The sequence below is a fragment of the Bacteroides sp. AM10-21B genome, from assembly GCF_003472565.1.
In the GTDB taxonomy this organism is placed as follows: Bacteria; Bacteroidota; Bacteroidia; order Bacteroidales; family Bacteroidaceae; genus Bacteroides; species Bacteroides propionicigenes.
Genome location: NZ_QRME01000002.1, coordinates 329,806 through 343,094 on the forward strand (window position 1 = coordinate 329,806; position 13,289 = coordinate 343,094).

The following is a 13,289-nucleotide window of genomic DNA, read 5'->3' on the forward strand; positions in this document are numbered from 1 at the left end:
TAGGTATTTTTATGAATTAATGCTTGCAAGGGAGACAAGGAACGTACTTATTTTGTAGTTTTGCAGTGCTAAATACACATAACTATGGTAAGAAAGTTCGATTTCCTCGTTATCGGCTCCGGAATTGCCGGTATGAGTTTTGCGCTTAAGGTGGCGCATAAAGGAACAGTAGCCCTCATCTGCAAAGCCGGTCTGGAAGAGGCAAACACTTATTTTGCACAAGGCGGCATCGCTTCCGTCACCAACTTGGCAGTAGATAATTTCGATAAGCACATCGAAGACACCATGATTGCCGGAGACTGGATAAGCGACCGTGAAGCTGTGGAAAAAGTGGTGCGCAACGCCCCCGAACAAATCAATGAGCTTATTAAATGGGGAGTGAACTTCGACAAAAAAGATAGCGGAGAATTCGACCTGCACAAAGAAGGCGGACACTCGGAATTCCGTATCCTGCACCACAAGGACAATACCGGCGCGGAAATACAAGACAGCCTGATTGAAGCCGTAAAGCAACATCCCAACATCACCGTATTCACCAACTTCTTCGCAGTGGAAATCATCACCCAGCACCATTTGGGCATTATCGTAACCCGCTATACTCCGGGCATCAAATGCTATGGCGCTTACGTGCTGAACGAGAATACCGGAGAAGTGGATACATTCCTTTCCAAAATGACCATTATGGCAACCGGCGGTTGCGAAGCCGTATATCGTAACACTACCAACCCGTTGGTTGCCACAGGCGACGGCATTGCCATGGTCTACCGTGCCAAAGGCGCCGTAAAGGATATGGAATTCATCCAATTCCACCCCACCGCCCTCTATCATCCGGGCGACCGCCCTTGTTTCCTGATAACGGAAGCCATGCGCGGATACGGCGGCGTGCTCCGTACCATGGACGGAAAGGAATTCATGCAGAAGTATGACCCGCGCCTTTCACTTGCCCCGCGCGACATCGTGGCGCGTGCCATTGACAACGAAATGAAACAGCGCGGCGACGAGCACGTCTATCTGGACGTTACCCACAAAAATCCCGAAGAAACCAAGAAGCACTTCCCGAATATCTATAAGAAATGCCTCAGCATCGGCATTGATATTACCAAAGACTACATCCCCGTAGCACCTGCCGCACACTACCTTTGCGGCGGCATCAAGGTAGATTTGGACGGACAATCCAGCATCCGCCGCCTGTATGCCATCGGCGAATGTTCGTGCACCGGTCTTCACGGCGGAAACCGTTTGGCTTCCAACTCACTGATTGAAGCGGTGGTCTATGCCGACGCAGCCGCCAAGCACGCACTGAGCGTATTGGAACGCTATGACTTCAATGAGGATATTCCCGAATGGAACGATGAAGGAACTATCTCCAACGAAGAGCGTGTGCTGATTACGCAAAGCATGAAGGAGGTGAACCAGATTATGGAATCTTATGTAGGTATCGTCCGCAGCAACACCCGCCTCACCCGCGCATGGAACCGATTGGATATTCTTTATGAGGAGACGGAAAAGCTGTTCAAGAGCAGCAAGGCAACCCGTGAACTTTGCGAACTGCGCAATATGATTAATGTAGGCTATCTGATTACCCGCCAAGCCATGGAACGCAAGGAAAGCCGCGGTCTGCACTATACGATAGACTATCCGCACGCAGAAAAGAAATAAACCGATAATCTCAATTTGTGCCACCAAGTTGGCACAAATTTGTCACCGTATTGGCACACTTATGCCATCAAAGTGGCAAAGTTGTGCCAGCTTGGTGGCACAACTGTTAAAAATAAGAGAGTGTATCAAAACTATCATCCGTTTTGACACACTCTCCTTGTTTTATACAGTAAAGGTCGTTTTACCAATTTTCTTTCTTCACCTCGAAGTAAGCCTGCGGATGTAAACAAGCGGGACATACTTGAGGAGCCTCCTTGCCGGTATAAATGAAACCGCAGTTGCGGCATTGCCATACTACTTCACCTTCTTTAGCGAAAACAGCGGCGTTTTCAATGTTCTGCACGAAAGCGCGGTAACGTTCTTCGTGTCCTTTCTCGGCAATGGCAATATTGCGATACATAGCGGCAATTGCAGGGAAACCTTCTTGTTCGGCAACATCGGCAAAGTGAGGATAGTCCAATGACCATTCTTCGTGCTCGCCTGCAGCGGCAGCCTGCAAATTCTCCAATGTAGTACCGATGACGCCTGCCGGATAAGAAGCGGTAATTTCTACCATTCCGCCTTCCAAGAACTTAAACATACGTTTTGCATGTTCTTTTTCCTGATCAGCTGTTTCGGTAAAGATAGCTGAAATTTGTTCGTAACCTTCCTTTTTTGCTGCGCTTGCAAAATAAGTGTAACGCATTCTTGCTTGTGATTCACCGGCGAATGAAGTCAACAGATTCTTTTCTGTCTGAGTTCCTTTGATACTCTTGCTCATAGTTTCTTTTTTATTAGTTAATGTAATTACGTATAGATTGTTGGTATTTCCTTTTTTGATAGCACAAAAATAGTCATTTAGTTTAATAAAACGGTATTTTATCTCATCGGATTTATCTATCACCTCATAGACAAAATCAACAAAAAACAAATGGAATAGTTATAGCTATTTGCTTTATTTTACTTAATTTTGCAATCTCTTTTCAAAAAGAGGAGGATTTTTAGGCACGGATTACACGGAAAGTATGGATTTTCTTTATTCCTTTTTCCGTGAAATCCGTGTAATCCGTGCCTAAAAAGCAAGTAAAACAAAACTTCTAAAATAAAAAATGAAAGCGTTCGAATTCAAGCCAAAACTGTACACGGCTTTAAAAAATTACTCAAAAGAACTCTTCATGGCAGACCTTATGGCCGGTATCATTGTAGGTATCGTTGCCTTGCCGCTTGCCATTGCGTTCGGTATTGCATCAGGCGTATCGCCTGAGAAAGGTATCATCACGGCTATCATTGCCGGGTTTATCATCTCCCTGTTAGGAGGTAGCAAAGTCCAGATTGGCGGACCTACCGGTGCGTTCATCGTTATTATTTACGGCATTATCCAACAATACGGAGAAGCGGGACTGATTGTAGCCACATTAATGGCGGGCGTTATCCTCATTCTTCTGGGAGTATTCAAGCTGGGAGCGGTCATCAAGTTTATCCCCTATCCCATTATCGTAGGCTTCACGAGCGGTATCGCCGTTACTATCTTTACCACTCAGATTGCAGACATATTCGGACTGAACTTCGGCGGAGAAAAAGTTCCGGGCGATTTCGTAGGCAAATGGATTATTTACTTCCGCCACTTCGACACTGTCAACTGGTGGAATACGGTTGTCAGCATTGCCAGCATCTTTATCATTGCCATTACTCCGAAATTCTCCAAGAAGATTCCCGGCTCGCTCATTGCCATTATCGTAGTGACCGTAGCCGTTTATCTGATGAAGATGTACGGCGGCATCGACTGTATCGACACCATTGGCGACCGTTTCAGCATCAAAGCCGAACTTCCTGATGCTGTAATGCCTGCACTGGACTGGGAAGCGATAAAGAACCTGTTTCCCGTTGCCATTACGATTGCTGTATTGGGAGCCATAGAATCTTTGCTTTCGGCTACCGTAGCCGACGGTGTCATCGGCGATAAGCACGATTCCAATACCGAATTGATAGCACAGGGCGTTGCCAATATGGCGACTCCGCTTTTCGGAGGTATTCCCGCCACAGGCGCCATTGCCCGTACAATGGCTAACATCAATAATGGCGGTAAGTCGCCCGTAGCCGGTATAGTGCATGCGGTAGTGCTGCTTTTGATTCTTCTGTTGCTTATGCCGCTGGCTCAATACATTCCGATGGGATGCCTGGCAGGTGTGCTCGTTGTCGTATCCTACAACATGAGTGGCTGGCGCGTATTCAGGGCATTGATGAAGAACCCCAAATCGGATGTTACCGTATTATTGATAACTTTCTTTCTGACGGTTATCTTCGACTTGACAATCGCTATCGAAGTGGGCTTGGTCATTGCCTGCGTACTCTTTATGCGCCGCGTCATGGAAACAACCGAAATATCGGTTATCAAAGACGAGATAGACCCGAATGCCGAATCGGATATCGCTACGAGCGAAGAACATCTAATCATTCCCCAAGGTGTGGAAGTATATGAAATCAACGGTCCCTACTTCTTCGGCATCGCAACAAAGTTTGAGGAAGTAATGGCGCAACTTGGCGACCGCCCCAAAGTACGTATCATACGTATGCGTAAGGTTCCTTTCATCGATTCAACAGGTATTCATAATCTGGAAAGCCTTTGTAAGATGTCGCAAAAAGAGAAAATCACAATTGTATTGTCAGGCGTCAACGAAAAAGTACATAATGTCCTTGAGAAATCCGGTTTCTATGAATTGCTTGGAAAAGACAACATTTGTCCCAATATTAATGTAGCATTGGAAAAAGCGAAGCAACTGTTATAAAGACTTTCACCACAGAAGATACATTATGGCAAGAAAAGGAAAAAAACAGAAGCAGTCCAAAGGGTTATTCTATTTAATAGTATTAATGTGCATCGCCTTCATTTGTTATGAACCCATAACGAAGGCTTTGCGCATTAACCTTCCTGTTGCCGTAAAGGATGTGCTCTACCCCGCCCCCCTAACACACACACCCGAACAAATACTGCATCGAAAAGGCTACACAGTATCTTACAACAAAGATTTAAAGATACCTAACTGGGTAGCATGGGAACTAACTCCCGAGAAATTGATAGAACGCGAGAGCCGCACAGACAAGTTCCTGCCCGACCCCGACCTGCCTGAGAACCAAGCTGTAACCACCGACGACTACAAGCGTTCCGGCATGGATAGAGGGCATATGTGTCCTGCCGGCGACAACCGTTGGCATTGGAAAGCTATGCAGGAGAGTTTCTACATGACCAATATCTGCCCCCAAAACCACAACCTGAACCGAGGTGACTGGAAAGAACTGGAAGAAGCCTGCCGCCTGTGGGCAAAAAAAGAGGGAAAAATCTACATTGTCTGCGGTCCTGTCCTTTATCGGCAAAAACACCGCACCATTGGCAAAAAGCACAAAATAACTGTACCTGAAGCTTTTTTCAAAGTTATACTCTGTACAAACAGTAATCCTCCCAAAGCCATCGGCTTCATTTATAAAAACACATCAGGAAACCACCCGTTGGATGCTTACGTCAACAGTGTAGACGAGGTGGAACGCATTACAAGTATCGATTTCTTCCCAGCTCTGCCCGATAATATTGAAAAACAGGTGGAAGCTACCTGCAATTTAAACTTATGGCATAACAAATAACTGCTTAATAAGAGACGCTCACCGCTATCCCCACCTCCTTCACCAATGCTGCAATACGGTCTAATTCCTCATGAGTGGCCTTTTGCAAGTCATGGTCGGGTGTTTCCCGGTCGATAGTATAAATCATTACCTGACGGGGAGAAATCTCTTTTACGGCCTCTAACCAAGGCAAAACATATTTATCGGAAGTATTATCCATATCCTTGTCCCTAAAACCGCCTTTCAAGAACATGGTTTGAATAATGCAATTACCCTTAAAAGCCTTTATCCCCTCTATTATTTCACGCACGGAATAATGGCCTGTCGGACGGTCAAGCTCACGGATATATGCTTCATCCACCGTATCTAATTTCAGAATATTGTTATCTATCTTGTTCAAGGCTTCAAACACAGCCGGACGATGAATGAAAGTGGAGTTGGTAAGCACGCTTACTTTCGCTTTCGGAAAATATTTATCACGCAAAGCAAGCGTATCTTCTATAATTTCAGGAAAATGCGGATGTGCAGTCGGTTCTCCGTTTCCGGCAAAGGTCAGTACATCGGGAACAGGACCGTTCTTTTGCATATCCTGTAGCCGTGCTTCCAATGCCTTACGCACTTCCTCACGTGTAGGCAACGGCTTTTTAGGACGATGATCGGAGTTAAATCCACATTCACAGTAAATACAATCGAAGCTACACACCTTACCGTCTTCCGGTAACAGATTGATTCCCAAAGATACTCCCAGACGGCGGGAATGAACAGGACCGAATATGGGAGACGGATAAATGACAGTCATCTTATTTATGATTAGCGATTTATAATTAATGATTTATGATTATGATTTATAATTATGATTTATAATTAATGCCGCAAATATAGAAAATAAACATATAGGTACTTCCAAAAACAATACAATTAAGTAAATGTTGAAAATTAGTTTATACTATCTGTCATTCAGAGCGAAGCGAAGAATCTCTTTCCTCTATGAATGCGAAAAAAGGGAGTAGATTCTTCGCTTCGCTCTGAATGACAGATAGTATAAACTAATTATGCACACTTACTGATTACTTTTTACTTATTACTTTTTACTCAAAACTTGATACGGAGCTGCATTTGCAAATCCGTTTTTTTATTTCCCGCTATCAAGTCGTTACCCGAACCGATACTCTCACGATTCCGATAAACAGTTTGCCCGAACTTAACGAGAAACATAAAAGTTTTGTTCATATCACAGCGCACATGGGCGGAATAACGAAAACCTTCACCATAATAAGAAGGGGTATAAAACGTATAAAGCAACCCCTTTTCAGAAGAATAAACACGGGAATCATAATCATCCGTATCAAAATAAGTGCCTTGTACGGATACACCCAACGGAAAACCGGAAAATGTATAAGCACAGGATTGTGTACATTGCCAGCCTTGTTTTCCCTTAAAACTATAGCCTGCACCGTCTTGCTGACGAAAATGATTATAATCAATCGTAGTGCGATACACAAAACCGCCCGGCATATAAGTAAACCTGCACCGCAACTTATGATGGCAGACAGGCAATGTAATCTTCCCTTCTGTTCCCGAAACATCCCTCTCCTTCCGTTTGTAGCGATAATTAAGATATGCCGTCAAGTTCCTGCGAGGAGAATAAACAACCTGAAACATCCCGTCTATTCCTTGTGAAGGTTTGCTGATACGATATTTCCAATACGGGAAAGAAAACATATCCAATGCAGCGAAAAACTTCCAGTGCGCCAGCGGAGTTGCCTCCGCAGCAAGGTACCAGCCATTCTCATTTTGAGGCGTACTGCCTTCTCCGAATGAACGGCCGAAGAAAGACCAGTAATCATGTGAATAATAACGATGAATTAACAGCAGTTGATAACCTGTTAATAGTTTATATTTCAGTTGGTTCAGCAAAGCATAACCTTGCTTTCCCACAGCCCCCTCTCCCACCCATACCAGTTTTCCCAAACGGTATTTATAGTCTACGCCCAGATTATAAAAATCATTTCCATGTAAGTTGTATTTTACATACTTCTTTAAATCCGGTTCATAAGGATGATTGAAAAAGTAATAAACGCCTGTTACGCCTACTTTCAACTTATTCTTCTCATAAGTCAAGTTACCGCCCATCAATTGCATGGTAAAAGCATTCATTTTATCCGCTTCTTTTTCCGTACGATGCAGTCCGGTTTTATAGACAGAAGTGATTTCCCCGTCTTTTATCACCCCGTCCATAGAACGATGTGAGTAGAAAACGGAAAGTTCCAAAAAACGAAGAAGTTCCACTGTTGCCGCCGCTCCGCGAAAATAATTATATTCATCCGTAGAACCATGCTTCCTGATTCCTCCTGTACGGTACTCCGATGTAGACATGGAAAAAGTTTTCCCCAACCGAAAATCGGTACTGAGCACCAGTCCCTGCCCGAAACTCAACTTATAATTGCCCAATGCCAACGATTTCAATTTACCCAAGTTCTTAAACAAACAGTAGAAAGAATAGTAATCATACCCTTTTTTATCCTGTAAAGCAAAGAACGGCTCTCCTGCATCCTTCTCTCCCACTATCCCCGCCTGAAAATAGTCTCCATAACGAAAATTATAACGCAAAGAATGATAAATGGCAGGTCCCTGATAGTATTTCTCATATCCTTTACGGGTATAGAAAGGAACATCCATACGTGTCAATACTTCCTGTCTGCCATATTTCAATATCGTCTTTAAAGAAGGATAGCGGAAAGCGTCTTCAACAACCTTTACACAAACAAAAGGCAGCAACAATTCAATAGTCCGTTTATCCATTGCTTCCACCAGTTGCAACTCATAAACAGTCTGCATCTGTCCGTGTATATATACATATGCCAAGATATTTTCTATTTGGAGTTCTGTCAGGAAAGGAAATTCTTCCAATTGCCGTTTGGTGGCGACATTAATATTAACCGGTTCGTGCAAGCGGTTGGAAAGTTCTTCCAGTTCGTCTTCCCAATTGTTCTCTTCCCCATCCATGGAAAGCTGTTCCAGATTTTCTTCCCACAGAGAAACAGATGTGTTCTGAGCTACAAGCATAGGAGTTATCAACAGCATACTTATAAAAACTCCTACCTTGATTATTGTCATTGATAATAGGATATTTCCAAATTTACGGACAGCGAAGTTACCTTAAATTAGTTAATTGAACAAGGAAAAACGGAAGCAATGCAACAACATTACACAGAATGGTGTACTTTTGCGGCATGAACATACGGCTTAATATAGTAATACTCATTGTGTTTCTCTCATCGGGAAGCTTGGTTTGCCATGCCCAGCAACAACCCCGAACCGATATGTCCAAAAGTATCTACCTCACTCCTATGTGCGTTTATAACGGTGATACGATTCCATACGTAAAACTTCCTACCGTCTATATCTTTAAACCGCTCAAATTCAAAAACAAGCGTGAAATAACGAAATACTATAAACTCATCCGTGATGTGAAAAAGGTATTGCCTATTTCCAAAGAAATCAACCGTGCCATCATTGAAACTTACGAATATCTGCAAACCATCCCTACCGAAAAAGAACGGCAAAAGCATTTGAAAGCTGTGGAGAAAGGATTGAAAGAACAATATACTCCCCGCATGAAAAAACTGTCTTTTGCTCAAGGAAAGCTGTTGATAAAGTTAGTGGACAGGCAGACCAATTCAACTTCCTATGAACTGGTCAAAGCGTTCATGGGACCTTTCAAAGCCGGATTCTATCAAACTTTCGCTGCATTGTTCGGCGCCAGTCTGAAAAAACAATACGACCCTTCCGGAGAAGATGCACTTACCGAAAGAGTTATTCTAATGGTAGAGAATGGACAACTTTAAATCCGGTTCATAGTATGTTGATAACAGATAGTATATGACGACACTTATTTCAATTTATTGAATAAATCCCAAATAACAATACCTGCCGTAACCGATACATTCAGAGAGTGCTTCGTACCGTATTGCGGAATTTCAATACAGCCGTGAGAATGGTCTATAACTTCCTGTTGAACACCTTTCACTTCATTTCCCATTACTACGGCATACTTCTTATTTTTATCTAAAGTCAACTCATTCAGCATGATACTGCCTTCTGCCTGTTCCACGGAATAGACCGTATATCCATCATTCCTGAGGTTATCAACAGCTTCAACAGCGTTATTAACATACTTCCAGTCAACCGTAAATTCGGCTCCCAAAGCCGTTTTGTGCATTTCGGGATGGGGTGGAGTAGCCGTAATTCCACACAGATAGATACATTCGATGCGAAAAGCATCCGAAGTACGGAATACGGAACCTATATTATGCAAACTGCGAATATTATCCAACACAACTATCAACGGCAACTTTTCCGCTTCTTTAAACTCCTCTGTACTAATACGATTCAGTTCGGTTATCTTCAGTTTTCTATTCATAATCATATACTTTGCATCAATCTGTGTACTATGTGCCAATTCACACTGTGCAAAGATAATTCTTTCCGTTCACATCCCTGTTAATAACCGTTGAAAAGGTGTCAATAGTACAGGGAAAGATTTTTAGAAATAATACTTGCATTATTCAAAGTAACGCATATTACATAAGCATAACGAACAAACCAAAAAAGTTAAGCTTAATTTTCAAAGGCTGTATAAACACATTTTTAAGTCTTATTTCACTGATTAATCTCCCTAAAGTTATTAACTTTGCGGTTTATCAACAAGATGTTAATGAAGTGAAGTAATGAGAGAGTAGGGAGCTTATTATCAAGAGATATAACCTGAATTTCTTACGTTAATAACCTAAGAATAAAGTTTTATCCGATACTAATAACTTCATGGGCAAGAAAAACCATATTAATTTGTCCACACTATTAACAGCCTATCATTACTATCAAAGGATTTTTAAAGAAAGAAGAGAAATAAAAATTATTATTATGAATAATCTGATAGAAGCTATTAAACAGCTGAAGAAAGAGAAGAATGCAATCATTCTGGGTCACTACTACCAGAAGGGTGAGATACAAGACATAGCCGACTACGTTGGCGACAGTCTGGCTTTGGCGCAATGGGCGGCAAAAACGGAAGCCGACATTATTGTGATGTGCGGTGTTCACTTCATGGGTGAAACGGCAAAGGTACTTTGTCCCGACAAAAAGGTATTGGTACCCGATATGGCGGCAGGTTGTTCGCTTGCCGACAGTTGCCCGGCAGACGAGTTTGCACAGTTTGTCAAAGAGCATCCCGGATATACGGTTATATCCTATGTGAATACGACAGCTGCCGTAAAGGCTGTTACAGACGTAGTGGTAACATCCACCAACGCCAAGCAAATCGTTGAAAGCTTTCCCAAAGATGAGAAAATAATATTCGGTCCGGACAGAAACTTAGGAAATTATATTAACTCCGTCACCGGCAGAAATATGTTATTATGGGACGGTGCGTGCCATGTACACGAACAATTCTCGGTTGAAAAGATTGTTGAATTAAAGCGCCAACATCCCGGTGCAGTGGTACTGGCACATCCCGAATGCAAGAGTACGGTTCTGAAGCTGGCGGATGTAGTAGGCTCTACGGCAGCTTTATTGAAGTATGCGGTTGCCCATCCCGAAAAGGAATATATCGTTGCTACGGAATCCGGCATTCTGCACGAGATGCAAAAGAAGTGTCCGCAGACTAAATTTATTCCGGCTCCACCCAATGATAGCACTTGCGCCTGCAATGAATGTAACTTCATGCGGCTAAACACGTTGGAAAAACTCTATAACTGTCTGAAAGACGAGTCTCCCGAAATTAAGGTAGATGCCGAAATTGCAGAAAAGGCAGTGAAACCAATCAAGAAGATGTTGGAAATTTCTGCAAAACTGGGGTTGTAGATTTAGGAGTTATAGGGGGTTATTAAAATGTAAAAGCCCTATCATTAGCTTCGCTCAAAACATTTTTTGATTTTTACGCTAAGGTATAGTCTGTCATTCAGAGGAGCTTGCGACGAAGAATCTACTCTCTATATTACACATTGAAATGTAAAAGGGAGTAGATTCTTCGCTTCGCTCTGAATGACAGGAAGATTAATTCTGTAAAATATGGAAAAATACTGTATTTATATTATGTCTAACTCTAATAGAACAGTACTTTATATAGGTGTGACTAATAATCTGTATCGTCGATATAATGAACATAAATCAGGTAAGATAGAAGGATTTACTAAAAAATACAGTTGTCATATTTTACTCTATTATGAGGAATTTCAAAATATTGAATATGCTATTGCCAGAGAGAAATCTCTTAAAGGGTGGAGTAGAAGTAAAAAAGATAATTTGATAAGAGAAAAAAATCCCCGATTAGAGGATTTAGGTAGTTATTTACAGTGGAATGGATAATTGAAAATAAAGTATTTTTTTAATAAGTAAATATTGAGAATTAATTTATATCAAGAGTATCTGTCATTCAGAGCGAAGCGAAGAATCTACTCTCCTTTACATTTCAATGTGTAATATAGAGAAGAGATTCTTCGCTTCGCTCTGAATGACAGATAGTATCTGCCTCGTTTTGAATGACAGATAGTATCTACTTTGAAAGGAAATTGCAAAGCTTATTCGTAGCCAGTGCCCGGTGGCTGATTTTATTCTTCAACTCATTACCCATTTCGGCATACGTTTGCGTATATCCTTCGGGAATAAAAACAGGGTCGTATCCAAAGCCGGAAGTGCCGTGCCTGTGCTTCGTTATTTCGCCTTTTACGATACCTTCGAACAGATGTTCCTTTCCATTGACGATAAGGGCAAAAACGGTACGGAATTGCGCTTTACGGTTCTCCATACCTTCCATATCCTGCAATAACTTCTTCATATTGGCTTCCGAATTGTGCGCGTCGCCGGCATAACGTGCGGAATATACTCCCGGAGCACCATTCAAGGCTTCCACTTCCAGACCGGTATCATCGGCAAAACAATCCAACTGATAGTTTTCAAAGATATATCTTGCCTTCAGCAAGGCATTTCCTTCAAGTGTATCTGCAGTTTCAGGAATATCTGCATGACAGTGAATGTCTTTCATGCTGAGAAGTTCTATTTTATTTCCTAAAATGGCAGTTACTTCTTCCAGCTTATGAGCATTGTTGGTTGCAAATACAAATTTCTTTTTCATTTTCCTTTTAATTTATCGAAACCTTCTCCATACACACCGATAACGGAACTTTGAGAGATAAAAGCATTCGGATCAATGTCCTTGACCAAGCGGAATATCTCGACAGACTGACGCTTATAAGCCAATACAACCAATACTTTCACATTACGTTTGCTGTACCAGCCTATACCGTCGAGCACTGTCACACCCCGGTGGGTCTCTTTGGTGATGCGGTCGGCAATCTTCTCATAATCTTTGGAAAAGATGAAGAATTGCACCGATTGTCGTGCACCGTTCACGATGTAATCCAATACGATACCGATAATGAACAGCGTTACAAAACCAAAAATAACCCGTCTCCAGTCGTTGAATATGAAGTAACAGGAGCTGATGATGACTACGTCGCAAATCATAATCATACGGCCTAAAGTGACATCGCGATATTTGTGGATAATGGCTGCAATAATATCCGTACCGCCTGTGCTTCCGTTGCAATTGAACACTACGCCCAGACCTACACCGCACATGGCAGCGCCTATCAGGCAAGCCATGAAGTCTTGTCCGGGTCCGAGGATTTGCGGAGGCACTCCGTTCGGTCCGTTCACCAATACTTGGAAGAACCACAGAAAGAACGTCAGTCCGAAGATGGCGAATGTGGTCTTGATACTGAATTTCGGCCCGAGGATTTTAATGGCAAACGTCATTAAAACCGCATTGATGATGAAATATGACCACTGGATGGGAAATCCCGTGGCATAATAGATGATGGCTCCGATACCTGTAGTACCGCCGGTTGTAATCTGATAGGGGATAAGGAACGCGGCCCATCCCATCGCGTACGAGATTAATCCGAAAGTGATGAAGATATAGTCTTTCAACTCTCTCATTACTTCCGTTTTGGTTAGTTTTGTAATTTGCATATTTG

Annotated in this window: 12 protein-coding genes; 6 read left to right on the top strand and 6 right to left on the bottom strand. The window is 42.4% G+C overall.

What is annotated here, in order from left to right; all coding sequences use genetic code 11:
* Positions 1 to 84 precede the first annotated feature (84 nt).
* On the top strand, positions 85 to 1,659 hold the full coding sequence (gene nadB / locus DW121_RS03470) for an L-aspartate oxidase (RefSeq protein ID WP_117710492.1): 1,575 nt from the start codon (positions 85 to 87) through the stop codon (positions 1,657 to 1,659).
* A gap of 181 nt (positions 1,660 to 1,840) precedes the next feature.
* Here the strand turns inward: nadB and rbr are convergent, their stop codons facing one another.
* Positions 1,841 to 2,419, bottom strand: coding sequence for a rubrerythrin (gene rbr, locus DW121_RS03475; RefSeq protein ID WP_117710595.1), 579 nt, complete (start codon positions 2,417 to 2,419; stop codon positions 1,841 to 1,843).
* A gap of 328 nt (positions 2,420 to 2,747) precedes the next feature.
* Between rbr and DW121_RS03480 the strand changes: the two genes are divergently transcribed.
* Positions 2,748 to 4,424: a SulP family inorganic anion transporter gene (locus DW121_RS03480; RefSeq protein ID WP_118323039.1), complete on the top strand. Its 1,677-nt coding sequence runs from the start codon at positions 2,748 to 2,750 to the stop codon at positions 4,422 to 4,424.
* Positions 4,425 to 4,449: 25 nt separating this feature from the next.
* The gene (locus DW121_RS03485; RefSeq protein ID WP_118323040.1) at positions 4,450 to 5,274 is read left to right on the top strand and encodes a DNA/RNA non-specific endonuclease; all 825 of its coding nucleotides are present in this window, start codon (positions 4,450 to 4,452) and stop codon (positions 5,272 to 5,274) included.
* 4 nt (positions 5,275 to 5,278) lie between these two features.
* Here DW121_RS03485 and DW121_RS03490 read toward each other — a convergent pair whose 3' ends face one another.
* Positions 5,279 to 6,052, bottom strand: a complete 774-nt coding sequence (locus tag DW121_RS03490; RefSeq protein WP_118323041.1) for a radical SAM protein — start codon at positions 6,050 to 6,052, stop codon at positions 5,279 to 5,281.
* Between the two features lie 293 nt (positions 6,053 to 6,345).
* Entirely contained in the window at positions 6,346 to 8,370 is a 2,025-nt protein-coding gene (locus DW121_RS03495; RefSeq protein WP_118323042.1) for a helix-hairpin-helix domain-containing protein, read from the bottom strand.
* A gap of 98 nt (positions 8,371 to 8,468) precedes the next feature.
* Between DW121_RS03495 and DW121_RS03500 the strand changes: the two genes are divergently transcribed.
* Positions 8,469 to 9,101 carry a DUF4294 domain-containing protein gene (locus DW121_RS03500; RefSeq protein ID WP_117710497.1) on the top strand — a complete coding sequence of 211 codons (633 nt, stop codon included), beginning with the start codon at positions 8,469 to 8,471 and terminating at the stop codon, positions 9,099 to 9,101.
* 44 nt (positions 9,102 to 9,145) lie between these two features.
* Here DW121_RS03500 and DW121_RS03505 read toward each other — a convergent pair whose 3' ends face one another.
* Positions 9,146 to 9,676: an RNA methyltransferase gene (locus tag DW121_RS03505; protein WP_117710596.1), complete on the bottom strand. Its 531-nt coding sequence runs from the start codon at positions 9,674 to 9,676 to the stop codon at positions 9,146 to 9,148.
* A gap of 401 nt (positions 9,677 to 10,077) precedes the next feature.
* On the opposite strand from DW121_RS03505, the gene nadA reads away from it, so the two are divergent.
* Positions 10,078 to 11,115, top strand: a complete 1,038-nt coding sequence (nadA, locus tag DW121_RS03510; protein WP_118323043.1) for a quinolinate synthase NadA — start codon at positions 10,078 to 10,080, stop codon at positions 11,113 to 11,115.
* Between the two features lie 207 nt (positions 11,116 to 11,322).
* Entirely contained in the window at positions 11,323 to 11,619 is a 297-nt protein-coding gene (locus tag DW121_RS03515) for a GIY-YIG nuclease family protein (RefSeq protein WP_117710499.1), read from the top strand.
* Positions 11,620 to 11,806: 187 nt separating this feature from the next.
* Here the strand turns inward: DW121_RS03515 and DW121_RS03520 are convergent, their stop codons facing one another.
* Together DW121_RS03520 and DW121_RS03525 are read right to left on the bottom strand one after the other, a co-directional pair.
* Positions 11,807 to 12,385 carry a non-canonical purine NTP diphosphatase gene (locus DW121_RS03520; RefSeq protein ID WP_118323044.1) on the bottom strand — a complete coding sequence of 193 codons (579 nt, stop codon included), beginning with the start codon at positions 12,383 to 12,385 and terminating at the stop codon, positions 11,807 to 11,809.
* Complete coding sequence (locus DW121_RS03525) at positions 12,382 to 13,284, bottom strand: YitT family protein (RefSeq protein ID WP_187120002.1); 903 nt, start codon at positions 13,282 to 13,284, stop codon at positions 12,382 to 12,384. The genes DW121_RS03520 and DW121_RS03525 overlap by 4 nt, the downstream gene beginning before the upstream one ends.
* Between the last annotated feature and the right edge of the window lie 5 nt (positions 13,285 to 13,289).

Excerpts from the sequence above, each read along its gene's own strand:
- nadB (WP_117710492.1), top strand. The coding sequence starts at position 85 with ATGGTAAGAAAGTTCGATTTCCTCGTTATCGGCTCCGGAATTGCCGGT.
- rbr (WP_117710595.1), bottom strand. The coding sequence starts at position 2,419 with ATGAGCAAGAGTATCAAAGGAACTCAGACAGAAAAGAATCTGTTGACT.
- DW121_RS03480 (WP_118323039.1), top strand. The coding sequence starts at position 2,748 with ATGAAAGCGTTCGAATTCAAGCCAAAACTGTACACGGCTTTAAAAAAT.
- DW121_RS03485 (WP_118323040.1), top strand. The coding sequence starts at position 4,450 with ATGGCAAGAAAAGGAAAAAAACAGAAGCAGTCCAAAGGGTTATTCTAT.
- DW121_RS03490 (WP_118323041.1), bottom strand. The coding sequence starts at position 6,052 with ATGACTGTCATTTATCCGTCTCCCATATTCGGTCCTGTTCATTCCCGC.
- DW121_RS03495 (WP_118323042.1), bottom strand. The coding sequence starts at position 8,370 with ATGACAATAATCAAGGTAGGAGTTTTTATAAGTATGCTGTTGATAACT.
- DW121_RS03500 (WP_117710497.1), top strand. The coding sequence starts at position 8,469 with ATGGTGTACTTTTGCGGCATGAACATACGGCTTAATATAGTAATACTC.
- DW121_RS03505 (WP_117710596.1), bottom strand. The coding sequence starts at position 9,676 with ATGAATAGAAAACTGAAGATAACCGAACTGAATCGTATTAGTACAGAG.
- nadA (WP_118323043.1), top strand. The coding sequence starts at position 10,078 with ATGGGCAAGAAAAACCATATTAATTTGTCCACACTATTAACAGCCTAT.
- DW121_RS03515 (WP_117710499.1), top strand. The coding sequence starts at position 11,323 with ATGGAAAAATACTGTATTTATATTATGTCTAACTCTAATAGAACAGTA.
- DW121_RS03520 (WP_118323044.1), bottom strand. The coding sequence starts at position 12,385 with ATGAAAAAGAAATTTGTATTTGCAACCAACAATGCTCATAAGCTGGAA.
- DW121_RS03525 (WP_187120002.1), bottom strand. The coding sequence starts at position 13,284 with ATGCAAATTACAAAACTAACCAAAACGGAAGTAATGAGAGAGTTGAAA.